The 23,333-nt window shown below is 73.0% G+C and carries 16 protein-coding genes; 6 read left to right on the forward strand and 10 right to left on the reverse strand.

Going from position 1 to position 23,333, the window contains the following annotated elements; all coding sequences use genetic code 11:
- Positions 1-33: 33 nt before the first annotated feature.
- Together BMY61_RS05800 and BMY61_RS05805 are read left to right on the forward strand one after the other, a co-directional pair.
- On the forward strand, positions 34-1,422 hold the full coding sequence (locus tag BMY61_RS05800) for an STM4012 family radical SAM protein (RefSeq protein ID WP_082014813.1): 1,389 nt from the start codon (positions 34-36) through the stop codon (positions 1,420-1,422).
- Between the two features lie 7 nt (positions 1,423-1,429).
- The gene (locus BMY61_RS05805; RefSeq protein WP_236655893.1) at positions 1,430-2,341 is read left to right on the forward strand and encodes an STM4011 family radical SAM protein; all 912 of its coding nucleotides are present in this window, start codon (positions 1,430-1,432) and stop codon (positions 2,339-2,341) included.
- A 55-nt stretch (positions 2,342-2,396) separates the two neighbouring features.
- Here the strand turns inward: BMY61_RS05805 and BMY61_RS05810 are convergent, their stop codons facing one another.
- The 7 genes from BMY61_RS05810 to BMY61_RS05840 form a co-directional block, all read right to left on the reverse strand.
- Positions 2,397-4,478 (reverse strand): dipeptide ABC transporter ATP-binding protein, encoded by a 2,082-nt coding sequence (locus tag BMY61_RS05810; protein ID WP_042443824.1) that lies wholly within the window; start codon positions 4,476-4,478, stop codon positions 2,397-2,399.
- Between the two features lie 48 nt (positions 4,479-4,526).
- Positions 4,527-5,456, reverse strand: a complete 930-nt coding sequence (locus BMY61_RS05815) for an ABC transporter permease (RefSeq protein ID WP_042443827.1) — start codon at positions 5,454-5,456, stop codon at positions 4,527-4,529.
- Positions 5,443-6,396 (reverse strand): ABC transporter permease, encoded by a 954-nt coding sequence (locus tag BMY61_RS05820; RefSeq protein ID WP_042443830.1) that lies wholly within the window; start codon positions 6,394-6,396, stop codon positions 5,443-5,445. Before BMY61_RS05820 ends, BMY61_RS05815 begins: the two co-directional genes overlap by 14 nt.
- A 40-nt stretch (positions 6,397-6,436) precedes the next feature.
- The gene (locus BMY61_RS05825) at positions 6,437-8,245 is read right to left on the reverse strand and encodes a peptide ABC transporter substrate-binding protein (RefSeq protein WP_042443833.1); all 1,809 of its coding nucleotides are present in this window, start codon (positions 8,243-8,245) and stop codon (positions 6,437-6,439) included.
- 270 nt (positions 8,246-8,515) lie between these two features.
- Complete coding sequence (locus tag BMY61_RS05830) at positions 8,516-9,370, reverse strand: class I SAM-dependent methyltransferase (protein ID WP_042443834.1); 855 nt, start codon at positions 9,368-9,370, stop codon at positions 8,516-8,518.
- An 88-nt stretch (positions 9,371-9,458) separates the two neighbouring features.
- A complete protein-coding gene (locus tag BMY61_RS05835) occupies positions 9,459-10,034 on the reverse strand; it encodes a helix-turn-helix domain-containing protein (RefSeq protein WP_052438438.1) in 576 nt (191 codons plus the stop codon).
- A gap of 47 nt (positions 10,035-10,081) precedes the next feature.
- Positions 10,082-11,710 (reverse strand): sulfatase family protein, encoded by a 1,629-nt coding sequence (locus BMY61_RS05840; protein WP_052438415.1) that lies wholly within the window; start codon positions 11,708-11,710, stop codon positions 10,082-10,084.
- A gap of 106 nt (positions 11,711-11,816) precedes the next feature.
- Here BMY61_RS05840 and BMY61_RS05845 point away from each other — a divergent pair, with 106 nt between their 5' ends.
- A complete protein-coding gene (locus BMY61_RS05845) occupies positions 11,817-12,611 on the forward strand; it encodes a methyltransferase (protein WP_042443838.1) in 795 nt (264 codons plus the stop codon).
- Between the two features lie 95 nt (positions 12,612-12,706).
- A complete protein-coding gene (locus BMY61_RS05850; RefSeq protein ID WP_042443839.1) occupies positions 12,707-16,255 on the forward strand; it encodes a molybdopterin-dependent oxidoreductase in 3,549 nt (1,182 codons plus the stop codon).
- A gap of 36 nt (positions 16,256-16,291) precedes the next feature.
- Here the strand turns inward: BMY61_RS05850 and BMY61_RS05855 are convergent, their stop codons facing one another.
- Entirely contained in the window at positions 16,292-16,828 is a 537-nt protein-coding gene (locus tag BMY61_RS05855; RefSeq protein WP_063773195.1) for a hypothetical protein, read from the reverse strand.
- Between the two features lie 249 nt (positions 16,829-17,077).
- On the opposite strand from BMY61_RS05855, the gene BMY61_RS45965 reads away from it, so the two are divergent.
- Complete coding sequence (locus tag BMY61_RS45965; RefSeq protein WP_063773196.1) at positions 17,078-19,252, forward strand: NEW3 domain-containing protein; 2,175 nt, start codon at positions 17,078-17,080, stop codon at positions 19,250-19,252.
- A gap of 16 nt (positions 19,253-19,268) precedes the next feature.
- On the opposite strand, the gene BMY61_RS05865 is transcribed toward BMY61_RS45965, so the two are convergent.
- A complete protein-coding gene (locus BMY61_RS05865) occupies positions 19,269-20,288 on the reverse strand; it encodes a 1-aminocyclopropane-1-carboxylate deaminase/D-cysteine desulfhydrase (RefSeq protein ID WP_042443840.1) in 1,020 nt (339 codons plus the stop codon).
- A gap of 140 nt (positions 20,289-20,428) precedes the next feature.
- On the opposite strand from BMY61_RS05865, the gene BMY61_RS05870 reads away from it, so the two are divergent.
- The gene (locus BMY61_RS05870) at positions 20,429-22,264 is read left to right on the forward strand and encodes a glycoside hydrolase family 15 protein (RefSeq protein WP_042443843.1); all 1,836 of its coding nucleotides are present in this window, start codon (positions 20,429-20,431) and stop codon (positions 22,262-22,264) included.
- Between the two features lie 20 nt (positions 22,265-22,284).
- On the opposite strand, the gene BMY61_RS05875 is transcribed toward BMY61_RS05870, so the two are convergent.
- Positions 22,285-23,310, reverse strand: coding sequence for a Gfo/Idh/MocA family protein (locus BMY61_RS05875; RefSeq protein ID WP_201777531.1), 1,026 nt, complete (start codon positions 23,308-23,310; stop codon positions 22,285-22,287).
- Positions 23,311-23,333 lie beyond the last annotated feature (23 nt).

Genomic DNA, 23,333 nt, shown 5'->3' on the forward strand with positions numbered 1-23,333 from the left:
CCCGCGACATCCCGTCCGGCGTCACCCGCGAGCCTGCCCGCACGCCTGCCCGCACGCCTGCCCGCCGGCGAATCCCCCTACCAGAGCTACGTCTACGCCTACCCGCACAAGACGGCGTACCGCCCGCTGGCACCACGCCCCCGGCTCGCGGCCCTGTGGGCCGAGGAGCCGAAGCACGCCCTCTCGCTCTACGCGCACATCCCCTTCTGCGAGGTGCGCTGCGGCTTCTGCAACCTCTTCACCAGGATCGGCGCGCCGGACGGCCTCAGCACCGCGTACCTCGACGCGCTCGACCGACAGGCGGCCCGCACCGCCGAGGCCCTCGCCGCCGGGACGGGCGGCGAGCCGCGGTTCGCGCAGGCCGCTTTCGGCGGCGGCACGCCCACCTTCCTGACGGCGGACGAGCTCGCCCGTCTCTGCGACATCATGGAACACCGCCTGGGCGCCGACCTCCGGGCCGTCCCTCTCTCCGTCGAGGCCTCCCCGAGCACCGCGACGGCCGACCGGCTCGCGGTGCTCGCGGAGCGTGGTGCCACCCGGCTCAGTCTCGGCGTGCAGAGCTTCGTGGCCGCCGAGGCCCGCGCGGCGGTGCGCCCCCAGCACAACGCGGACGTGGAGGCGGCGATCGCCCGGGTCCGGGCCGCGGGCATCCCGGTGCTCAACCTGGACCTCATCTACGGCATCGACGGGCAGACGCCCGCCAGTTGGCGTCAGTCGCTGGACGCCGCCCTCGCCTTCGAGCCCGAGGAGCTGTACCTGTACCCGCTCTACGTCCGCCCGCTGACGGGCCTCGGCCGCCGGACCGAGGGCGACGCGTCGTCGGCGGTCGACGCCGACCGGGCCTGGGACGCCCAGCGGCTGGCGCTCTACCGGCAGGGCCGGGACCACCTGCTGGCCTCCGGATACGAGCAGGTGTCCATGCGGATGTTCCGCCGCTCCGCGTCCCCGCAGGCGGGTGGCACCGAGTACTGCTGCCAGACCGACGGCATGGTCGGGCTCGGCTGCGGTGCCCGCTCGTACACGCGCGCGCTGCACTACTCCTTCGACTACGCCGTCTCCACCGCTGAGGTCCGCGGCATCGTCGACGACTACGTCGCCCGCCCCGCCGAGGATTTCGCCTTCGCCGAGGTGGGCTTCGCGATGACGCCGGACGAGGCCCGGCGCCGGCACCTGGTGCAGTCCCTGCTCCAGGCCGAGGGCCTGGACACCGGCGACTACCGGGCCCGCTTCGGCAGCGACCCGGCCGCCGACTTCTCCCCCGAGCTGACCCGGCTGCACGAGCGGGGCTGGCTGGACGCGGACGCCGCGCCCTCGAGCCGGATCCGCCTGACCGCCGAGGGTCTGGCCCACTCCGACGCGATCGGCCCGGCGTTCTTCTCCGGCCCGGTGCGGGCCGCGATGGCCGCCTACGAGGCGAGGTGACCAGGTGGTGACCGCCCCGCTCCTGCCGCCCGCGCACCAGGGGCCCCCGGGTACGCCGGAGTCGCTGACGATCCTGTACCGGGGCCCGCTCGCCTCCTGCGACTACGACTGCCCCTACTGCCCGTTCGCCAAGCATCGCGACAGCCGGGCCGAGCTGACCGCGGACCGCGAAGCCCTGGCACGCTTCGCGGGCTGGGTACGCGAGGAGAGCGGCCGCACCCGGCTCTCGCTGCTCTTCACGCCCTGGGGCGAAGGACTGGTCCGATCCTGGTACCGGCGCACCCTGGCCGAGCTGAGTCGGCTCCCGCACGTGCACCGCGTGGCGATCCAGACGAACCTGAGCGCACGCACCGACTGGGTCGACCAGGCGTGCCCGCGGACGTTGGCCCTCTGGACCACCTACCACCCCGGCCAGGTGAGCCACGACCGGTTCCTGGCCAAGTGCCGTGAGCTGGACGGCCGGGGCATCCGCTACAGCGTCGGCGTGGTCGGCGATCCGGCCCACCTCGACGCGGCTCGGCGGATGCGCGCCGCGCTGCCCGCCCACGTCTACCTCTGGGTCAACGCCCAGGAGGGCCGCCGGTACAGCGAGGCCGAGGCCGCGCCGTGGGCGGAGCTCGACCCGCTCTTCCCGTTCAGCCGCGATCCGCACCCGAGCGCCGGGCGGTCCTGCCGCACGGGCGAGTCGGTCGTCTCCGTCGACGGCGAGGGCACGGTACGGCGCTGCCATTTCGTGAAGCAGCCCCTCGGCAACCTCTACGACGACTCGTTCCGCGCCGCCCTGCGTCCCCGTCCGTGCCCGCTGGGCGTCTGCGACTGCCACATCGGCTACGTGCACCTGGAGTCGCTGCCGCTCTACGACGTGTTCGCCGGCGGCGTGCTGGAGCGGATCCCGGCCGCCTGGCCGCGTCCCGCGTAGGCCGCCTCGGGCCGGCCGGCCAGGCCGGTCCAGGCCGTCCAGCCCGCCAGGCCCGTCAGGCCGGGTCGCCGGTCAGGGCAGGTGAGGCGTCCGGGAGCGGGGTCTGCAGCGGGAAGTGGCAGGCGGCCGTGTGACCGGTGGCAAAGAGGCGAGGGGTGGGTTCCTCCAGGGCGCAGAGATCCTGGGCGAGGGGGCAGCGGGTGCGGAAGCGGCAGCCGGAGGGTGGGGCCAGCGGGCTGGGCAGCTCGCCCCTGACGCCCGCGCCGTGCTTGGCGCGCTCCACGTCCGGGTCCGGGACCGGGACGGCCTTGAGCAGGCCGGCCGTGTAGGGGTGGGCGGCGCGGAGGTGGATGTCGTCGGCGCTGCCGACCTCCACCATGCGGCCCAGGTACATGACGCCGATCCGGTCGGCGAGGTAGCGGACCACCGCGAGGTCGTGGGAGATGACGACGTAGGACAGACCGTGCGAGACCTGGAGGCCCCGCATCAGGTTGAGCACCTGGGCGCGGACGGAGACGTCCAGGGCCGAGACCGGTTCGTCCGCGACGATCAGCTTCGGGGTGAGGGCCAGGGCCCGGGCGAGGCCCACGCGTTGGCGCTGGCCGCCGGAGAACTCGTGCGGGTAGAGGTCCGCGGCGTGCGCGGGCAGGCCGACCTCGGCGAGGAGTTCGGCGACGCGCTCGCGCTGCTCGCTCGTGGTCCCGAGGCCCTGGATCTGCAGCGGTTCCCGCAGGATGCTGCCGACGCGCATGCGGGGGTCGAGGGAGGAGAACGGGTCCTGGAACATCATCTGCAGGTCGCGGCGGCGTTGCCTCAGCTCGCGGCCGCGCAGTCGGCCGAGGTCGGTCCCGTCCAGGGTGACGGTGCCGGAGTCGGGCCGGTCCAGGCCGACAAGGAGGCGGCCGAGGGTCGTCTTGCCGCAGCCGGACTCGCCGACGATGCCGAGCGTCTCGCCGTGCCCGATGGTGAGCGAGACGCCGGAGAGGGCGTGCACGACGCGTCGCTCCCGGCCGGGCAGCCAACTGCCGCGGACCGGGAACTCGCGCACCAGGTCACGGGCTTCCAGCACCGGGCGTTCGGCGACGGCCGCGGAGGCCACGGCGGCGGCCTGGGCGGGGAGGACCACCTCCACGTCCATCGGCGTGTCCACCGGTTCGGCCGGGCGGGGGCCGTCCGTCGGGTGCCAGCAGGCGTACCGGTGCGTGGCCGGGCCGGTGAGCTCCGGTTCCGCGGTGCGGCACCGGTCGGTGGCGTACTGGCAGCGCGCGGCGAAGCGGCAGCCGCTCGGCGGGTCCGTGAGGTCCGGCGGCAGGCCGGGGATGGTGGGGAGTTGGCCCGTCGGCCCCCGGTCGAGCCGCGGCACGGAGGCGAGCAGGCTCTGTGTGTAGGGGTGGCGCATCGCGCGGAACAGCGGGCCGGTCCCGGCGCTCTCGGCGATGCGGCCGGCGTACATGACGTTGACGCGGTCGGTGTGTCCGGCGGTGACGCCCATGTCGTGGGTGATCAGGATCATCGCCATCCGCAGCCGGGCCCGCAGGTCCGCCAGGAGGTCGAGGATCTGCGCCTGGATGGTGACGTCGAGGGCCGTGGTGGGCTCGTCGGCGATCAGCACCTTGGGCTCGTTGACGAGTGCCATGGCGATCAGCACACGCTGGCGCAGGCCGCCGGACAGCTGGTGCGGGTAGTCACCCAGGCGCTCGCGCGGGTGGGGCAGGCCGACGAGCCCGAGCACCTCCGCGGCCCGGTCGGCCGCCTCGGCGCGGGTGCCGCCGCGGTGCAGGAGTACGGACTCGGCGACCTGGTGACCGATGGTCTTGGTGGGGTCCAGAGCGCTCATCGGGTCCTGGAAGACCATGGCGATCTCGTTGCCGCGCACCCGGCGCAGATCGCTCTCGGGCAGCCCGACCAGCTCGCGGCCGCCCAGCCGCACCGAGGAGTCGCCGACGATCGAGCCGCCGCGCGGCAGCAGTCCCATGACGGACAGTCCGGTCATGGACTTGCCGCAGCCGGACTCACCGACCAGGCCGAGGGTCTCGCCCTCCTCCAGGGTGAACGAGACACCGTCGACGGCGCGGACGACCCCGCGGCGGGTCCGGATGTGGGTGGTCAGGTTGCTGACCTCAAGGAGCGGTGGCATGCGTGGTGTCCTCAGGTGCAGACGCGGCGGACGGGGCGGACGGGGTGGTCACGGTTGGTCGAGTCGGACGTCCAGGGCGTCGTGGACGGCGTCGCCGACCAGGTTGAACGCCACGACGGTGACGATCAGCAGCCCCGCGGCCGGATAGACCTGCCACCAGTAGCCGTCGTAGAGGGAGTTGAGGCCGGCGGAGAGCATGGTGCCCCAGTCGGCGTGCGGCGGCGGGAGGCCGAGCCCGAGGAAGCTCAACGCGGAGAGGGTGAGGATCGAGTCGGCCACGGTGAACGTGCCGCTGACGATGACCACGCCCGCGGCGTTCGGCACCAGGTGGCGCAGCACGATGCGCCGTCCGGTGCCACCCATCATCCGCGCCGCCTGCACGAACTCCCGGGTGCGCAGCGTGAGCACCTCGCCCCGCACCAGGCGGGCCGCCCCGAGCCAGGAGAGCAGCGACAGCAGCAGGATGATCCCCCAGAGCGTGGGGGTGAACATGCTGACCATCATCAGCAGCAGGACGATGGTGGGCACGGCCAGGAAGACGTCGATGACGCGCATCATCAACGCGTCGACGAAGCCGCCGAGATAACCGGCGACGGCACCGTAGAGGGTGCCGATGACGGTCGTGGTGACGGCCACGGCCAGGCCGAGTTCGAGCGAGGAGCGTCCACCGGTCATCAGCCGCCCGAGCACGTCGTAGCCCGAGGCGTCGGTGCCGAGCGGATTCGCGGCGCCCGGCGGCAGGTCGGCCAGGTCCAGTCGGACGGTGACCTGGTCGGTCCGGTAGAGCAGTGGTCCGAGGAAGCAGAACGCGGCGACCACCGCGATCAGGACCAGCCCGACCAGGGCCCGCCGATTGTGCAGGAAGGCGGGCATGGAGAAGCGACGCCGCCCCGGGGCGGCAAGCTCGGGCGCGGGCGTTGCCGGGGAGTCGGACGGCGAGTCGGGCGGGGAGTCGAGTGGCGAATCAAGCGTCGACATAGCGGATCCGGGGGTCGAGGAGGCTGTAGGCGATGTCGGCGAACAGGCTGCCCAGGACGGTCGCCACACCGACCACCAGCGTCGACCCGAGCATGATCGGGTAGTCCTTGCTGGTGGCGGCCTGGTAGAAGAGCAGCCCCATGCCCGGGTAGTTGAACACGGACTCGGCGATGACGGCGCCGGCCACGATGCTCGGCGCGGACAGCCCGAGGATGGTGATGACGGGCAGCATCGAGTTGCGCAGCACGTGCCGGCGCAGGACCAGCCGCTCCGGCAGGCCCTTGGACCGGGCGACCTGGACGTAGTCCTGGGCCAGCGTGGTGAGGGCGGAGGCACGCATGTAGCGGCTGAAGCCCGCCAGGCTGACCAGGGTCAGCGTGACCACGGGCAGCACCAGCCCCTGCGGGTCGGCGAGGATGCCGCCGACGGACTCCGCCTGCGGGGCCTCCGAGGGCAGCAGGTGGAACTGCACCGAGAAGACCGCGATCAGGACCAGCGCGAAGAAGAAGTCCGGCATCGAGTACAGCACGAAGGAGACGACGGTGAAGACGTGGTCGGCGATCCGGCCGCGGCGCACCGCCTGGTAGATCCCCATCGGCAGCGCGATCGCGAGCGCGAGCAGGGTGGAGAGCCCGAGCAGCAGTCCGTCGCGCGGCAGTCGCTGCGCGATCAGCGTGGAGACGGGCTGCTGCATGGAGTAGGAGGTGCCGAAGTTCCCCCGGGCCGCCTGCTCCACGAAGGTCAGGAACTGCGTGGAGAGCGGCTTGTCCAGGCCGTAGGCGGCGTTGAACATGGCGATCCGCTCGGCGGTGGCCCGGGTCCCGAGGGTGGCCCGGGCGGCGCTGCCCGGCACCATGTGGATCATGAAGAAGGTCAGCACCATGACGCCGAGCACCACCACGACGGCCTGACCGATCCGGCGGACGAGATACGCGGTCACCGCGCCCCCACCAGGGGGGCGCGGTCCGACGCGGGTGACGTCACGAGGTGTACGCCCAGTCCTCGTAGTCCTGACCGGCGGAGAAGGGGTTGAGCGGGACGACGCCCTGCAGCTTGGTCCGGTAGACCAGCAGGCCGTTGCGCAACGGGAGCCACAGCCACGGCAGTTGCTGGGCCGCGTAGTCCTCGTACTGGGTGAACGCCTGCTGCGAGGAGCCGTACTCGGTGGCCTTGATCAGCTGGTCCATCGTCGGGTCGGAGTAGCCACCCGCGTTGTTGGCGCCGTTGGTGTCGAAGAAGCCGGTGCCGTTGGGGTAGAGCGAGTACGGCTGGTAGCCGAACTCCGACAGCTGCCAGCCGCAGGTGGACGCGGGGTGCGACGCCGCCGTGCAGGTGCCGATCTGGCTGATCAGGGTGTTGAACGGCTCCGACTTGAGGTTCAGGGTGATGCCGGCCTGCGCCTCGGAGGACTTGATGGCGGCGTTCTGCACGTCCGTGGTGGCCCGGCCCGACGAGTAGAGCAGCTCGAAGGTGAGCGCCTGGCCGGCCGTGATGCCGGCGCCGCACTGGGTGGGCCCGGAGCCGGGGTTGCTGCAGGTCGTCACTCCGTTGGGCACGACCTTCCAGCCGTGCGCCTGGAGCAGGGCGACGGCCTTGCCCGGGTTGTACGGGTACGGGCCGCCGGACTTCTCCAGCGGCGAGGCCCACGCCGCGGCCGCCTTGACCGGCACGGGACCGTTGCCGGGGTCCGCGTAGCCGTTGTAGACCTTGGCGACGATCTGGTTCCGGTCGATCAGGTACTCCATCGCCTGCCGGACGTACAACTGCTGCAGCAGCGGGCCGACCTGGGCGTTGTACAGGTTCGGCTGGATCTCGGCGACGCCGGGGATGGGAACGCTGGCGATCGAGTAGCCGCTCGACTCCAGCGCCTGGGCCTGCTTGATGTCGTTCTGCGGCAGCGAGGCGACATCGAGCGAGCTGCCCGAGCGCAGCGCGTTGATCTCGGGGGTGTCCGAGGTGAAGGGCGAGAAGACGACCTTGTCGAGCATCGGCTTGGTGGTGCCCGAGTAGCTCTTGTTCGGGATGTACCTGTAGTAGCCGTTGCTCCGGAACTCCGAGAGCTTCCAGGGCCCGTCGACGACCTGCCAGAGCGGGTTGGTGGCGAACTCGGCTATCTTCGCCCCCTCCTGCTGCAGGTAGGCGTAGACGGCCTTGGCGCCCGCGGTCGTGGTGTCGTTGTCGCCGACGGCCCCGCTCGCGGAGGTCTTGTCCCAGGCGTGCTGGGGCAGCAGCGGAATGGTGCTGAGGACGTCGTCGGTGTAGAAGTCCGGGTTGTAGGCCTGAGTGAGGTCGAGGACCACGGTGTGGGCGTCCGGGGTGGTGACGTTCGCGACGTCCTCGGGGAAGAGCCCGACGAGGTGGGCGTTCCAGTTCGACGCGTTCGCCTTCAGCAGGTTGTAGACGAAGGTGAAGTCCCGACTGGTGACCGGCTGCCCGTCGGACCAGTTCCAGTTCTTCAGCGTGATGGTGATCCGCTTGTCGCCGTTGCTGTAGTCCAGCGAACTGAACAGGCTCTTCTGCTTGTTGACGACGGATGCGCCGCCGTCGCCCGCGTAGACGAGGGTCGGCCACAGCGGTTGGGTGAGGTTGGCGTTCCAGCCGTTCTGGTTGGTCGCCGGAGGGAGCGGGAAGACGAAGTCGGGCGTCGCGGCCAACTCCGCGATGGTGACCGTCCCGCCCTGCTTCACCGGCCCCTTGGCCGCAGTGGCGCTCTCGCCGTTGTTGATGGCCCCGCTGCCGCCGCTGCCCGAGCAGCCGGCGGCTGCGAGCGCCAGGGCGGTCACGGCCACAGCGGCTCTGAACCGGTGGCCCCTCCGTGTGCGCGTCCCCATGTCCCCCGCTCCCTTCGTCCGTCGTCCGGCGCGACCGTCGGCCGCGCCAATTCGGGCATAGCGGCATGCTCATGACATACCAGGCCGTGCACATGTCATGCACTGGCGCGACTTCTACCCCACGGGTCTCGCGTTCATGCCGCTGCCACCACACGCGGTGCGGTCATGATCGCGGACTATTTCTATCCGCGGCCGACGGGCCCTCACAATGCTTGGAATATTGCAGGATTACGAAATGTCGCGGCGGGCGGTCCAGACGGTGCGCTCGGTGCGGAGAGCGAGATCGGAGCGGCCTCGCAGGGCGTGAGGGGAGTCGGCGTCGAGGAGGCGGTCGAGCGCGGCGAGGTCGGCGGCCGGGAGGGTGTCGGCAACGGCACCACGTAGGCGCTGGAATCCGGCCAGGGCGTAGCGCCCGATGGAGGCGGAGCGGGCGGAGTCGACCGTGACGGCGAGCGTGCGCGTGTCCTCGACGGTGAAGCCGGCCGCCGTCAGCATGGGGCCCCAGTCGGCGCCGCGGTGGGGGACGTGCGCGGCATGGCGACGGTCGGCGGCGGCGTGGCAGCGCTCCTCCAGGCCGGGTGCCTCCTCGGGTGCGTCGACCGGCAGGAAGCGGGGGAAGCCCGCCAACTCGACGACGGCGAAGAGGCCGCCGGGCGCGAGCAGGTCGCGGACACGGCGCAGGGCGCGGTCCGGGTCGGCCAGGTGGTGCAGCGAGGCGGACGCCCAGACCAGGTCGGGGCCGCCGGCCACCGGGTCGGCGAGCTCGGGCCAGTCGGCGTCCAGGTCCGCCTCGACGGTGGTGATCCGGTCGGCGACGCCGCGCTCGCGCGCCTTCTCCCGCAGCCGGTGCAGGTGACCGGCGGAGGCGTCGACGGCCGTCACCCGCGCGTCCGGGAAGCGGTCCAGGAGAGCAAACGTGCCGGCCCCGGTGCCGCAGCCGAGATCAACCACTCGGCGCGGTCCGGCGATGGCGACGGGCAGCTCGGAGACGATCGAGGCGAGGTGGTCGGCGAGCACCACGGCGTCCAGATCGAGGATCTCGGCGTGGTCGGATTCCTGGGGGGAGGTGTGTACGTGGTTCATGCGCCCACCGTGGCATGGGCTTGCGCCAGAGGCACCATCCCTTGCCAGAAACGCAAGACGATGGTCGAGGGCGCTGCGCTCCGCGCAATCAGGCGCCCGAGCCCTCACCGCCCTGGTGGCCGCGACGCGCGTCGCGGTCGAAGATGCCGAGGATCTCGCACGGGCCGCCCTCGGCGCCGATGGCGTGCGGAAGCATGGTGGGGAACTCGGCCGCCTGGTTGGTCTCCACGCGGAAACGCCGGTTGCCGAGCAGCAGGACCGCGGTGCCGGAGAGGACGACGAGCCACTCGCGGCCGGGGTGGGCGCGCATCCGCGCGAGGCTGTCCGGCGGCGGATCGGTCATCCGCTGCCGCACCACGCTGAGCCCCGGATCGGCCCTCACGGTCCAGCGCATCAGCTCATGGGCTGCGTCGATCACCGGACTGGAGACGACGTCGTCCGCGGCGGTCTCCACGAGTTGGTCGAGCGTGGTGTCCAGCGCGCGGGCCAGGGTGACGAGTTGGTCCAGGGCAAGGCGGCGCTGACCGTTCTCGATCCGGCTCAGCGTGGACTGGCTGAGCCGCGACCGGGTGGCGAGCTCCTCCAGCGACAGGCCCCGGGCCACCCGTAGGGCCCGGATCCGCTGCCGGACCAGGGTGTCCAGCTCGCCTTCGTCGTGCGTCATGGCGCCCATTCTTCCCCGGCGGCAGCGTTCCCGCCGGGGCCGGTCGCTCAGCCACCGCTGTCGGCGGAGCCTGCGAGCGCCTCGGGGCGGTCGGTGTCGCCGTGCCAGGTGGGCCAGCCCAGCAGGCGGGGGCGTTCGGTGACCCAGGCGCGGGTGTCGGCGCCGATCTCGGCGTCGATGAGGCTCTCCAGACGGGCGCGGTAGCGCTCGACCAGCTCGCGTGCGTCGGGGTCGGCGGCCAGGTTCCGCACCTCGCCCGGGTCCTGCTCGCGGTCGTAGAGGACGACGTCGTTGTCGGCGAGCAGGGCCTCGGTGCTCGCCGGGCGGTTGGGCCGCAGCGGGGAGAAGTAGCGGCCGAAGGTGTAGCGCTCGTCGGAGTACCCGCGCAGGAAGCCGCGCTTGTCCCAGTCGGGTCGCAGGTCGCCCGAGGCGATCCGCTCGGGCGCCTCGGGGTCGGCGAACTCGAACCAGAACGAGGCGTCCAGGGTCGTGATGGACTCCACGGCGGTCAGCACCCCCTCGCGCACGGAGCCGCCGTGCAGCACCGGCATCAGCGAGTGGCCCTTGAGCCCGGGGTGCCGCTCGGCCGTCTCGGCCGCGTCCACGCCGGCGACCTCCAGCAGCGTCGGCGCGAGGTCCACCGCGGACGCCAGCGCACCGGTGCGTCCACCGCCGCGGAGGTCCGGGTGGGCGAGCACGAACGGCACGTGGAAGTTCTCGTCGTAGACGAGGTTGCCCTTCTGGCGCAGCCCGTGGGAACCGGCCATCTCGCCGTGGTCGGAGGTGAGGACGACCACGGTGCGGTCCGCCTGGCCCGAGGCCTCCAACGCGTCGAGGACGAACTCGACGCTCCGGTCCACGTCGCGGATCGCGTTCAGGTAGAAGTTCAGGCCGTCGTACCAGTGCTGGTCGTCCGCGACCGGGCCGAACACGGTGTCGAGCATCCGCGCGTACTCCGTGACGGCCGGAGCGGCGCCCGAGAGGTCGTCGTGCAGGCTCGCCGGCAGGTCGAAGTCCCAGCGGCGCTGGTAGACGGGAATGTTCGCCGCCGCGCGGGCCACCACCGCGTGGGCGAGCCCGAACGGAAGCTGCACCTGGGACCGGCCGCCGTAGTCGAAGCTCATGATGTCGTGCGGGTTCACGAAGTTGACAGCCATGAACCACGGCTGGTCCTCGGAGACGACCGGCGCACGGTTGCGCAGCCAGCCGACCGCCTGCCCGGCGATCACCGGGTCGATCTTCAGCCCGGCCCAGGCGCCGCCGTCGATGTCGCCCCAGTCGTTGAACTCGCTGAACCCGTAGGGCTCCAGGGCGTCCGTCGTCGGGCCGGGGTGCTCCGGCGTGATGTACGCGTTCGAGAGGTGCCACTTGCCCTGGTACGTGGTGTAGTAGCCGGCCGAGCGCAGCATCGTCCCGAGGGTGCCCAACTGCGGGTCGAGCGGGCGGATGTACGGCATGTTGTCGTTGTCGTAGATCTCGGTGAGCGGCAGGTGCTGCCCGGTGTAGATCACCGAACGGGCGGAGCTGCACATCGCCGACGCGGCGTAGTAGCGCTCGAAGGTGGTGCCTCGGGTGGCGATCCGTTCCCGCGCGGGCAGGGAGTAGCCCTCCGGTCGGGGGAGCGAGACGCGCTCCTCGTCGGTGACGATCAGGAGGATGTTGGGGCGACCGCTCATGACCTGCCCTTCGCTGGTGGTTCCCAGCCTTGTGGATCTCAGCAAAGCCCGCCGGGCGGGCGGCTGCGACAGGTGCTCCTCCATGTGGGGCACTACTCTCGACCGAGTGGGCGACGACACCTGGGCAAGCCTGGCCGACCTGTTCGCCGACGAGGCCTACGCCTCGGTCAAGGGGCAGATCCGCACCTACGTCATGCACCAGCAACTGCTGGAGCACCTCCCGCCGCCGCCGGCGGCCCTCCTCGACGTGGGCGGCGGGGCCGGCCACCAGTCGTTCCCGCTCGCTCTGGCGGGCTACCGGGTGACGCTGCTCGACTCCTCCGCCGCGATGCTCGACAAGGCGCGCCTCCGCCTCGGCCGGCTCCCCGAGGAGGCACGGCAGCGGGTCACCCTGCTGGAGGCCGACGGCGAGCACGCCGCCGAGGCGGTGGCGGGGCGCCGCTACGACGCCGTGCTCTGTCACGGCGTGCTGGGTTACCTGGCGGATCCGGCGCCGCTGGTCGAGCAGCTGTGCCGCTGCGCCGCGCCCGGTGGACTCGTCTCGGTCATGTCCGGCAACGCGCACGCCTCGGCCGTCCGCCCCGCGCTCGAGCGGCGTTGGGAGGACGCGCTGGCCTCGTTCGACGCGCGCCACGAGATCGGTGTGCTGGGCGTGCCGACGCGCGGCGACACCGTGGAGGAGCTGGGCGCGCTGCTGCGGGCGGGCGGCGTGGAGCCGGTCCGGTGGTACGGGGTGTGGCTGTTCGCCGACTGGTTGGAGTTCGGCGGGACGGCTCTGGACCCGACCGACGCCGCGCAGGTGGAGGCGATGGCCCGGGTGGAGCTGGAGGCGGCCCGCCGCGATCCCTACCGGCAGCTCAGCCGCGCCTTCCACCTGCTGGGACGCCGCCGCGCGGACTGACCGGGGCCAAAGTCCCACGGCGCGGTGACCGAGGCCGGGTCGTCGGTCGGCCGGAAGCGTCGTGGAATGGAGGCAGGCGCCGCGAGGAGGATGTGATGGTCGAGGAGAAGCACGGGTTCTGCACGCTGTGCAAGTCGCGGTGCGGCGCGGTCTTCACCGTCGAGGACGGCCGGATCTCCGGCGTCCGCCCCGACCCGGACCACCCCACGGGCGCCGCGATGTGTCCGAAGGGCCGCGCCGCGGCGGAGATCGCGCACAGCAGCCGCCGCCTCACCACGCCGCTGCGCCGCACCCGGCCCAAGACGGACCCGGATCCGGGCTGGGAGCCGATCTCGTGGGACGAGGCGATGACGGAGATCTCCGCCCGGCTCGCCGCCGTCGCGGCGCAGGACGGGCCGGAGGCGGTCGCCTTCGCGGTCGCCACCCCGAGCGGCACCATGGTCAGCGACGCGACCGAGTGGATCGAGCGGTTCGTCCGCCGGTTCGGCAGCCCGAACACCGTCTACAGCGCCGAGCTGTGCAACTGGCACAAGGACTTCGCCCACGCCTTCACCTTCGGCTGCGCGCTGCCGCCGCCCGACTACGAGGGTGCCGACCTCGCCCTGCTCTGGGGCTTCAACCCCGCCAAGACCTGGCTGGCCCAGTCGGCCGCGCTCTCCGCCGCGCAGGCGCACGGCACCCGGCTGGCGGTGGTCGACCCGCGCCGCTCGACCAGCGCGCTGCACGCCGACCACTGGCTGCGGGTCCGCCCCGGCACCGACGCCGCGCTGGCACTGGGCCTGGCCCACCTGCTGATCGAGAGCGGCGGCTACGACGAGGCCTTCGTCCGCGCCTGGACCAACGGCCCGCTGCTCGTCCGTTCGGACGACGGGCGCTTCCTGCGCGCGACGGACCTGGACCCGACGGACCGGGGCGCAGCAGACCCGGGCAGAGCGGACCCGGGCGCAGCGGACCCGGGCGCAGCGGTCCCGGGCGCGGCTGACGTCGGCGCCACGGATCCGGGCGCGACGGGCCTGCCCGAAACGGACCTGTCCGAAGCGGAGCCTGGCGACGGTGACGACGCGACGCGCTTCGTCGTGTGGGACGAGACCACCGGCCGCCCGGAGGTGTACGACACCCGCGCGGCGGCCGTCGCGCCCGAGCACTTCGCGCTGCGCGGGGTGCGACAGGTGCGCACCCGCGACGGGCACACCGTCCCCTGTGTGCCGGCCTTCGAGCGGTACGCCCAGGCCTGCGCCCGCTGGCCGCTCGACCGGGTCGCCGCGACGACGTGGATCCCGGAGGCGGAGATCCGGGCGCTGGCGGAGGAACTGGCCCGGGCCCGGCGGGTGACGTACTACGGCTGGACCGGCGTGGGCCAGAGCGCCAACGCCAGTCAGACCGAGCGTGCCCTCGCCACCCTCTACGCCCTGACCGGCTCGTTCGACGCCGTCGGCGGCAACCGGCTCGCTCCCCCGCCGCCCTACCGCCCGGCCACGTCCTTCTCGGACTTCGCGCCCGAGCAGCGCGCCAAGGCCCTGGGACTGGGCAAGCACCCGCTCGGGCCGCCCTCGTTCGGCTACGTCAACGCCGGGGACCTGTGCCGGGCGATCACGGAGCACCAGCCCTACCGGGTCCGTGCGTTGGTCGGGTTCGGCGCCAACCTGGTGGTCGCCCAGCCCGACTCGGACCGGGTCGCGGCGGCACTGCGCTCGCTGGACTTCCAGGTGCACCTGGACCTGTTCCCGAACCCCACCAGCGCGAGCGCCGACATCGTGCTGCCGGTCAACAGCGCCTACGAGCACGAGGCGCTGCGCTTCGGCTTCGAGATCAGCCACCGGGCCCAGGAGCAGGTGCAGTTGCGGCCCCGGATCGTCGAACCGCTGGCGGGGACGCGCTCGGACACGGAGTTCGTCTTCGACCTCGCCTGCCGGCTGGGCCTCGGTGGGGAGTTCTTCGACGGCGACATCGAGGCCGCCTGGGACTGGCAGTTGGCCCCGCTCGGGCTGACCGCGGCCGAGCTGCGCGGGCACCCCGGCGGTGTCCGGATCCCGCGCGCGGAGGGCGAACACCGCTACGCGGCCGTGCAGGACGGCACGGTCACCGGCTTCGCCACCCCGACGCGTCGCGTCGAGCTCTACAGCGAGCGACTGTTGGAGCACGGCTACCCGGCCGTGCCGGAGCACCGGTCCACGCCCGGGGGTGACGACCCGGCGTTCCCGCTCGTACTCACCTGCGCCAAGCACGGCACCTACATGCACAGCCAGCACCGGGGCGTCGCCGGCCTGCGCCGCCGGTCCGCCGATCCCCAGCTCGACCTGCACCCGGACACGGCCGCCGCACGCGGCATCCGCGAGGGCCAGTGGGTGGAGCTCAGCACCCGCCTGGGCAGCATCCGGCAGCGGGCGCGCTTCGACGCCGACCTGCATCCGGGCGTCGTCGTCGCCGAGTACGGCTGGTGGGAGGCGGCGCCGGACCTCGGCCTGCCCGGCGGCGACCCGCTCGGTCCGCGCGGCGGCAACATGAACCGGCTCGTCGACCACAGCGTGAGCGACCCGCTCAGCGGGTCGGTGCCGCTGCGCTCGGCGGCCTGCGAGGTCCGGCCGGCCGCGGACGACGCCTCCTGGAGCGGCACCCGCCCGTTCACGATCACCGCGCTTGGCTCGGAGGGGCGCGGTGTGCGGACGGTCCGCCTGGAGCCGGCCGACGGCGGCCCGCTGCCGGACCACCGCCCCGGCCAGCACGTCACCGTCCGCACCACGCCGGACGCGGACCCCGCCGAGGCGCGCAGCTACTCGCTCACCGGCGCGGCGCATGAACCAGGCAGAAGGGGATACGAACTGGCGGTGCGTCATCTGCCGGACGGCGTCTTCTCGTCCTGGCTGCACGAGACGGCGCGGGTCGGCGACACGCTCCAACTGACCTGTCCGACGGGCACGTTCTGCCTGCCGACGGGTATCGACCACCCGGTCGTGCTGCTGGCCGGCGGCATCGGCATCACGCCGTTCCTGGGTCTGCTGAACACGCTTGCCTCGGAGCCGGACGACGCACCGGAGGTCCTGCTGCACCTGGGCGTCGCCGACTCCGGCGACCATCTCTTCCGCGAGCGGCTGCGCGAGCGGCTGCGCGAGCTCCAGCGGCGCCTGCCGCGGCTGCGCGTCGTCAGGCACTTCTCCGCGCCCCGACCGGGTGACCGGCCCGGACGCGACTTCGACGTGAACGGCCGGATCACCGCCGACGACATCGACCCCGAGCTGATCGCCCGCCGTGCCCGCTTCTACCTGTGCGGCCCGGAGGCGATGATCGGCGACCTGACGGACGGCCTGGTGGCGCGCGGCGTGCCGCGCTTCGAGATCTTCAGCGAGCGGTTCAGCCCCGCGCGACGCCACGTCACCATCCCCGACGACGCGCGCTTCACCGTGCGGTTCGCCCGCTCGGGCGTCGAACGCGTCTGGACGCCCGCGGACGGCACGCTGCTCGAGCTCGGCGAGCGGGCGGGCGTGCCGCTGCGCAGCGGGTGCCGGGTCGGGCAGTGCGAGAGCTGCGCGTGCGCGCTGATGGAGGGGGAGGTCACGCCACTGGTGACCCTGTCGGAGGAGTTGCCGGACGGCGAGACGCTGACCTGCCAGTCGGTCCCGGCGAGCGACGTCGTCCTGGACGCCTGAGGACCGCGCGCCGCCAGCGCCCGCGCTTCGTGGCGGTCAGCCCGCTGCCCCCGACGCGTCGGCCCGCCCGTCGCCGTCAGGCCGGAGGTCGCCGTCGGGCCGGAGGTCGCCGTCGGCGCGGGCGTCGCAGACGCGGACGGAGACGACCCGGCGGATGTAGCGGGTGCCGCAGCGGTCCTGCGGAACGACGAGCTGTGGCCCCTCGCCGCCCAGCGGCGCGCCGTCGAGGGCCACGGCCAGCAGCACGGGGGCGGCGGCGAACTCGGGGTCGATCTCGGCCCAGGTGAGCAGCGCCAGATGGCCGTCGGCGCCGCGCACCCGGATCAGGTAGCGGGCGCGCTCCTTCCGTCTGGCCGGGTCGAAGCCGGGCCGCGCGGCGGCCAGCACGTCGTGCAGGAGCGGACCGGTGAAGGTGTGGCGGTGCGGGCCCGTCCGACCGCAGGTGTAGAGCGCCTCGGTGGTGTGCTGCGGCCAACCGCGCAGCGCCTCGGCACTCAGCCTTCCGACACGCTCCAGATCTCCCGCCAGCTCGATCCCGTCGCGCATCCGCAGGTCCTGATCCGTCGCCGTCATCGCCGCTCCCCTCGCCGGACGGTCGGGTGGCCGTCGCAGGGAGTGGTTCCCACCTGCGAACCGGACCACACGCGTGGCCTTGCATCTGCCAAGGTGACAGGCCATCAGTCCTTGCAGGTGCGGACTTAGTTCAATCCTGCTTATTTGAGCCGCAGTCTTGTCAGAAGTGCGCAGCATCCCCTAGAACGGTGTCGGCTGATCACACGTCAGCCACCATGCCCTGACCCCGAACACCCGTGAGGTCGAAGCGTGCCCACTCCCCTCCCGTCCTGGCTCCGTGCCACCGTCGCCGGCGCGGCCGCGCTGGCCGCCACCACCACCGGGCTGCTGCTCGCACCGCCCGCCGGCGCGGCCACCGGCGCGGCGACCGGCGCCACGACGCCGTATCCGAACTACGCCCCGACCCCGCCCATGGGCTGGAACGACTGGTCGTACTACCAGTGCGGGATCGACGAGCAGACCATCCTCGGCAACGCACACGCCCTGGTCACCACGGGATTGGCGAAGAAGGGGTACGACACGGTCACCATCGACGACTGCTGGATGGCCCAGCAGCGCGACGCCAGTGGCCGGTTGGTGGCCAACCCCAAGCTCTTCCCGGACGGCATGGGCTATGTCGGGCAGCAACTGCACAAGCTCGGGCTGAAGTTCGGCATCTACGAGGACGCCGGCACCAGCACCTGCGGCGGCTACCCGGGTTCGCTCGGCCACTGGCAGCAGGACGCGGACCTCTTCGCCTCCTGGGGCGTGGACTACGTCAAGCTCGACGGCTGCAACGTCCCCAGCAAGGCCGGGGAGAGCGACGAGCAGAGCTACCGCGACACGTACACCGCGATGAGCCAGGCGCTGCGCAACACCCACCGCCGGATCGTCTACTCGATCTCCGCCCCCGCCTACTTCCAGGGCGAGTCGAACTGGGACTCGGTGATCCGCTGGTCCTCGCAACTCGGCAACCTGTGGCGCGAGGGCGCCGACATCGCACTCGGCCAGGACACCGGCGCCGACAAGTGGGCGTCGATCGACTACAACTACGGCTACAACGTGGGGCTCGCCGGACTCCAGCGGCCGGGCCGCTGGAACGACCCCGACTTCCTGCTCGCCGGGGACTCCGGGCTGACCCGCGACGAGATCCAGAGCCAGGTCTCGCTCTGGTCGATGATGGCGGCGCCGCTGATCTCCAGCACCGACCTCACCCACCTCTCCCCGGCCGCGCTGGCCGTGCTCGGCAACCGCGACGTCATCGCCGTCGACCAGGACCGCCTCGGCGTCCAGGGCCGGATCGTCCAACACGGCGCCGGCTACGACGTGCTGAGCAAGCCGTTGGCGGGCGGCGACCGCGCGGTCGCGCTGTTCAACTCCTCCGACCGCGCGCAGACCGTGACCACCACCGCCACCCGGGCGGGCCTGCACGCCGCCGCCGGATACCGGCTCGAGGACCTGGTGAGCAAGCAGGTCACCGAGACCACCGGCGTGATCGCCGCGGACGTGCCGCCGCACGCGACGGTGCTGCTGCGCGTCCACCCGGGCGCCGGCCGCGGCCTGGCTCCGTCCACCGCACTCACCTGGCACGACGTCAGCACGGCCAAGAGCCCGGGCACGTACCGCGTCACCCTGGCGGACCACGGCGCCACCGCGCTCAGCGCCCCGCAGCTGCACCTCACCGCGCCCCACGGCTGGACGGTCAGCCCCACCACGATCACGCTGCCGCGGATACCGGCAGGCGGCGCGGCCTCGGCCACAGTGCATGTCCACGGCCCCCAGGCGGCCCCCGGCACGACGGTCACCGCGATCCACGCGACCGCGAGCTACCGGGCCGGCTCGGCCAGGGTCGACACGGTCGCCGGCGAGCAGACGATCGTCGAGGTCGTCCCCTTCCCCTCGCTGGCCGCCGCGTTCGACAACGTCGGCGCCACCTCGGAGAGCGACACCACGCCCGGCAACTTCGACGGCGGCGGCGACAGCTACTCCACCCAGGCGCTCGCCAAGGCCGGGGCCACGCCCGGCGCCACGATCAGCGCCAACGGCCTGACCTTCAGCTGGCCCTCGGCGGCGCCCGGCACGCCGGACAACGTCTCCGCCTCCGGCCAGGCGATCACCCTCGGCGGCAAGGGCAGCGCCCTGGGCTTCCTCGGCGCGGAGGCCGGGTTCGTCTCCGGCACGGTCACCGTCACCTACACCGACGGCACCACCAGCACCGGCCAACTCGGCTTCCCCAACTGGTGCTGCGCGCCGACCGACGCCTACGGCGCGAAGACCGCGTTCACCACGGACCACCGGAACACCCCGACCGGTCCGGCCAACTTCGGCATCAGCTACGGGGTGTTCACCAACACCGTGCCGCTGACACCCGGCAAGACCGTCGCCACGGTGACCCTGCCGAACGCCCCGGCGATCCACGTCTTCGCGCTCACCGTCCAACCCTGAGGCCCGAGACGGGGGTTCACCACTCCCGGGGCCCGTGGGTCTGCAGGAAGACGATCGGGCCGTCGCCCAGCGATCCGGCGGCATCGAGATCCTGGAGCGCGGCCAGCGCCTTGGCGGTGTAGGTGCGCTCCAGGGTCAGCCCCGCGTCGGACGCCGCCCGGGCCAGGGCGGCGTCCGCGCGGGCGGTCGGGTGCGCGTAGCCGTCGCCCAGCCAGGCCGTCTCGGTGCGGATCGTCTCCGCCGGGAGCGGAAGGGCCACGCCCGTGAGGTCGGCGCCACGGGAGCGCAGCAGGTCCGCGCTCCTGCGGGCCAGGCCCAGCAGTGTCCGGGTGTCCAGCGGGAGCGTGTCGTTGACGACGACGCCGAGGACCCGCGTGCGCAGCCCCGCCAGACGCAGGCCCAGCGCGAGTCCGGCCGTGGTGCCGCCGGAGCCGACGGCGGTGACCACCCAGGCGGGCTCCGGCAGCTCCCCCGCCGCGACCTGCTCGCCCAGCTCCAACGCGATCTCGGCGGCGCCCAGCACGCCGAGCGGCGAGGAGCCGCCCGCCGGCAGGTAGGCGGGCGGGCGCAGGCCGCGGGTGTGGCGGGCGAAGAGCCAGGGCGCGGCCAGGATCAGCCGGGTCTTGGAGTGCAGGAAGTGCAGCGTCGCGCCGGAGGCGCGCAGCCGGTCGAGCTGCCCGCGCACGTGGTCGTCGACGGGGTGGTCGATCAGGCCGAGCGCCACGTCGATGCCCTGCTCGCGGGCGTAGCAGGCCGCCGCGAGGCCCCAGTTGGTACCGAGCCCGCCGACGGTGAGCAGGGTGCGGGTGCCGCGCCGCCGCGCGTCCGGCAGCAGCCACTCCAGTTTGCGGACCTTGTTGCCGCCCCAGCCGCCCTCGCCGTAGCCGCTCTCGTCCTTGACCCACAGCGGGCCGCGCGTGCCCAGCCCGTCGAGTGCCTGCACGGGCGTCGGGGCCTCACCCAGCCGGAGGAAGGGCAGCGTCCCGACCAGCTCGGGGAACCTCCGGTGCAGCAGCGGGGGCGTCGGTGCCGTCATGCGCACACGGTAGGGCACGCTCGCCCCGGAGGGAGCACCTGCGCGTGCGCGGACCGGCATGCCCTGATATGTCTCGGAGGGTTGCCCATCGGCCACCAATCGGCCGCAGCTCAGCCGGAGCACCTCAGGAGGACCCCGCGATGCGCCGTTACCCGCCGATCGCCGACCACGGACTCATCGGCGACCTGCAGACCTCCGCGCTGGTCTCGGCCGAGGGCTCGATCGACTTCTTCTGCGCCCCGCGCTTCGACTCCCCCACCCTGTTCGCCTCGTTGCTCGACCACGACAAGGGCGGGCACTTCGCCATCACCCCGGACGTCGACGACCCGGCGGAGGTGACGGTGCGGCAGCTCTACCTCCCCGACACCGCGATCGTCGTCACCCGGTTCCTCACCGTCGACGGTATCGGCGAGCTGATCGACTTCATGCCCCTGCACGACCCCGCCACCGCGCACGACCGGCGGCGCATCGTCCGGGGCGTCCGGGCCGTGCGCGGCACCGTCCGGTTCCGGCTCGAGTGCCGCCCGCGCTTCGACTACGGCCGGGCCGAGCACGAGACCGTCGCCCTCGCCGACGGCGTCAGCTTCCGCTCCGCGGCGGGAACAGCCCACCTCCAGGCGATCGGTCCGGTCTTCCTCGACGTCGACAGCCGCGACGCGGTCTCCCGGTTCACCCTCCACCAGGGCGACCTGGCCGGTGTCGTGCTGACGACCGGCGCTCCCGGCGACCCCGCGCCACCCGCCCTGGTCGAGGCGCCGCTGCGGCGGGAGTTCACCGACACGATCGCCTTCTGGCAGGACTGGACCGGCCGCTGCCGGTACAAGGGCCGGTGGCAACAGGTCGTGAACCGCTCCGCAATCACGCTGAAGCTGCTCAGCTACGCCCCCAGTGGCGCTTTCCTGGCAGCGGCGACGGCGGGCCTGCCCGAGCAGGTCGGCGGCGAGCGCAACTGGGACTACCGCTTCACCTGGGTCCGCGACGCCTCGCTCTCGGTCGGCGCGTTGATCGCGCTGGGCTACGACGAGGAGGCCGACGCCTTCCGCCGCTGGCTGGGTGGCCGACTGGCGGCCGGCGCGAGCGCCTCCGGCGAGCCGCTGCAGATCATGTACCGCATCGACGGCGACCCCCACCTGGTCGAGGAGACCCTCGACCATTTCGAGGGCTACCGCGGCTCCGCCCCGGTCCGCATCGGCAACGGCGCCGCGGACCAGCTCCAGCTGGACATCTACGGCGAGGCCGTCTACGGCCTCGCCCACGCCGCGCACATCTCCGAGCTCGCCGGCTACGACGGCTGGCTGCGCGTCGCCGGGCTGCTGGACTGGCTCTGCGACCACTGGGACCGCCCCGACGAGGGCATCTGGGAGACCCGCGGCGGCCGCCGCGACTTCACCTACAGCCGCCTGATGTGCTGGGTCGCCTTCGACCGCGGCATCCGCGCCGCACAACGCCTGGCCCGCCCCGCCGACCTGGCGCGGTGGACGGGCGTCCGCGACGACATCCTGCGGCAGGTGATGGAGAAGGGCTGGAACGAGAAGCGGCAGGCCTTCGTCCAGTCCTACGACAGCGACGTCCTGGACGCCTCCCTGCTGTGGATGCCCCTGACCGGCTTCATCAGCCCGCGCGACCGGCGCTGGCTGGCCACGCTCGACGCGATGGGCGAGGAGCTGGTCTCCGACAGCCTCGTCTACCGCTACAACCCGGAGGCCTCCCCCGACGGCCTGCGCGGCAGCGAGGGCACCTTCTCGCTCTGCAGCTTCCTCTACGTCAGCGCCCTGGCCCGCGCGGGCCGCGTCGACGAGGCCCGCTACGCCTTCGCGAAGATGCTCACCTACGCCAACCACGTCGGCCTCTTCGCCGAGGAGATCGGCCCGACGGGCGAGCAACTCGGCAACTTCCCGCAGGCCTTCACCCACCTCGCCCTGATCGAGGCCGCCTTGGCGCTGGACGAGGAACTGGACCGCAAGGATCGGACCTAGGCCCGGCCGCGGCCTGCGGCTCAGCCCTCCCCTCGGAGCGGGAGGCCGGCGGCGCGGTAGATCGCGTCGAGGACGGCCATGGTCGCCACCGCGTCCCGGGCCGGGGTGAGGTTGGGGCCGCCGTCGAGGGCGGCGGCGGTGAAGGCGGCCAGCTGGGCGGCGTAGCTGGAGGGGTGACGCGGCAGCCGCTCGCGGCGGACGAGGGCGCCGCCCGCGGTGCGGGGACGGCGCAGGGTGAGGCGGTGGAAGAGTTGCGGTGCCACGAAGTTGGTGACGCACAGCTCGGCCTCGTCGCCGATCGCGCGGGCCCGGATCGCGAGCAGGCGCCCCGACCACATCGAGGCGCGGACGCGCCCGGTCGCGCCGCCGGGGAAGGCGAGTTCCGCGCTCATCGCCCGGTCGACCCGCGGGTCGCGGCGCAGGGTCTGCAACCGCGCGGACGTGACCTGCGGCTCCTCCCCCGCGAGCAGGCGGGCGACGTGGACGGCGTAGCAGCCGGCGTCCATCGTGGCGCCGCCGGCGAGGCCGTAGTCGTAGCGGATGTCACCGAAGCGCGGCAGCGGGAAGGCGAGTTCGGCCTCGACGCGGCGCAGGCGGCCCAGCTCGCCGCTCGCCACGACGGTCTTCATCCGCTCGGCGAGGGCGTGGTGGCGATAGTGGAACGCCTCCATCACCACCAGCCCGCTGCGCGCGTACGCCGCGTCCGCGGCGTCGGCGACGCGCTCGGCCTCGGCGCGGTTGGCGGTGAACGGCTTCTCGCACAGCACGTGCTTGCCCGCGTCCAGCGCGGCCAGCGTCCAGTGGGCGTGCAGGCCGTTGGGCAGCGGCACGTAGACGGCGTCCAGCTCGGGATCGGCGAGCAGGTCGGCGTAGCTGTCGTGCACCCTCCCGATACCGTGCCGCCGCGCGAACGCCTCCGCCCGCGCCCGGTCCCGCGCCGCAACGGCGGCGACCCGCACCCGCGGCGTCCGCCGCGCCGGCTTGATCAGCGCCGTGGGCGCAATGGCGGCCGCTCCGAGCAGCCCGATCCGCAGTTCCTCTGCCACGGGAACCACTCTGCCAGGCCCTC

This window comes from Streptacidiphilus jiangxiensis (assembly GCF_900109465.1).
GTDB lineage: Bacteria > Actinomycetota > Actinomycetes > Streptomycetales > Streptomycetaceae > Streptacidiphilus > Streptacidiphilus jiangxiensis.

Bases quoted from the DNA above. Each gene is read 5' to 3' on its own strand.
- BMY61_RS05810 (WP_042443824.1), bottom strand. From the start codon at position 4,478: ATGCCACCGCTCCTTGAGGTCAGCAACCTGACCACCCACATCCGGACC.
- BMY61_RS05815 (WP_042443827.1), bottom strand. From the start codon at position 5,456: ATGTCGACGCTTGATTCGCCACTCGACTCCCCGCCCGACTCGCCGTCC.
- BMY61_RS05830 (WP_042443834.1), bottom strand. From the start codon at position 9,370: ATGAACCACGTACACACCTCCCCCCAGGAATCCGACCACGCCGAGATC.
- BMY61_RS05835 (WP_052438438.1), bottom strand. From the start codon at position 10,034: ATGACGCACGACGAAGGCGAGCTGGACACCCTGGTCCGGCAGCGGATC.
- BMY61_RS05840 (WP_052438415.1), bottom strand. From the start codon at position 11,710: ATGAGCGGTCGCCCCAACATCCTCCTGATCGTCACCGACGAGGAGCGC.
- BMY61_RS05850 (WP_042443839.1), top strand. From the start codon at position 12,707: ATGGTCGAGGAGAAGCACGGGTTCTGCACGCTGTGCAAGTCGCGGTGC.
- BMY61_RS05855 (WP_063773195.1), bottom strand. From the start codon at position 16,828: ATGACGGCGACGGATCAGGACCTGCGGATGCGCGACGGGATCGAGCTG.
- BMY61_RS05865 (WP_042443840.1), bottom strand. From the start codon at position 20,288: ATGACGGCACCGACGCCCCCGCTGCTGCACCGGAGGTTCCCCGAGCTG.
- BMY61_RS05870 (WP_042443843.1), top strand. From the start codon at position 20,429: ATGCGCCGTTACCCGCCGATCGCCGACCACGGACTCATCGGCGACCTG.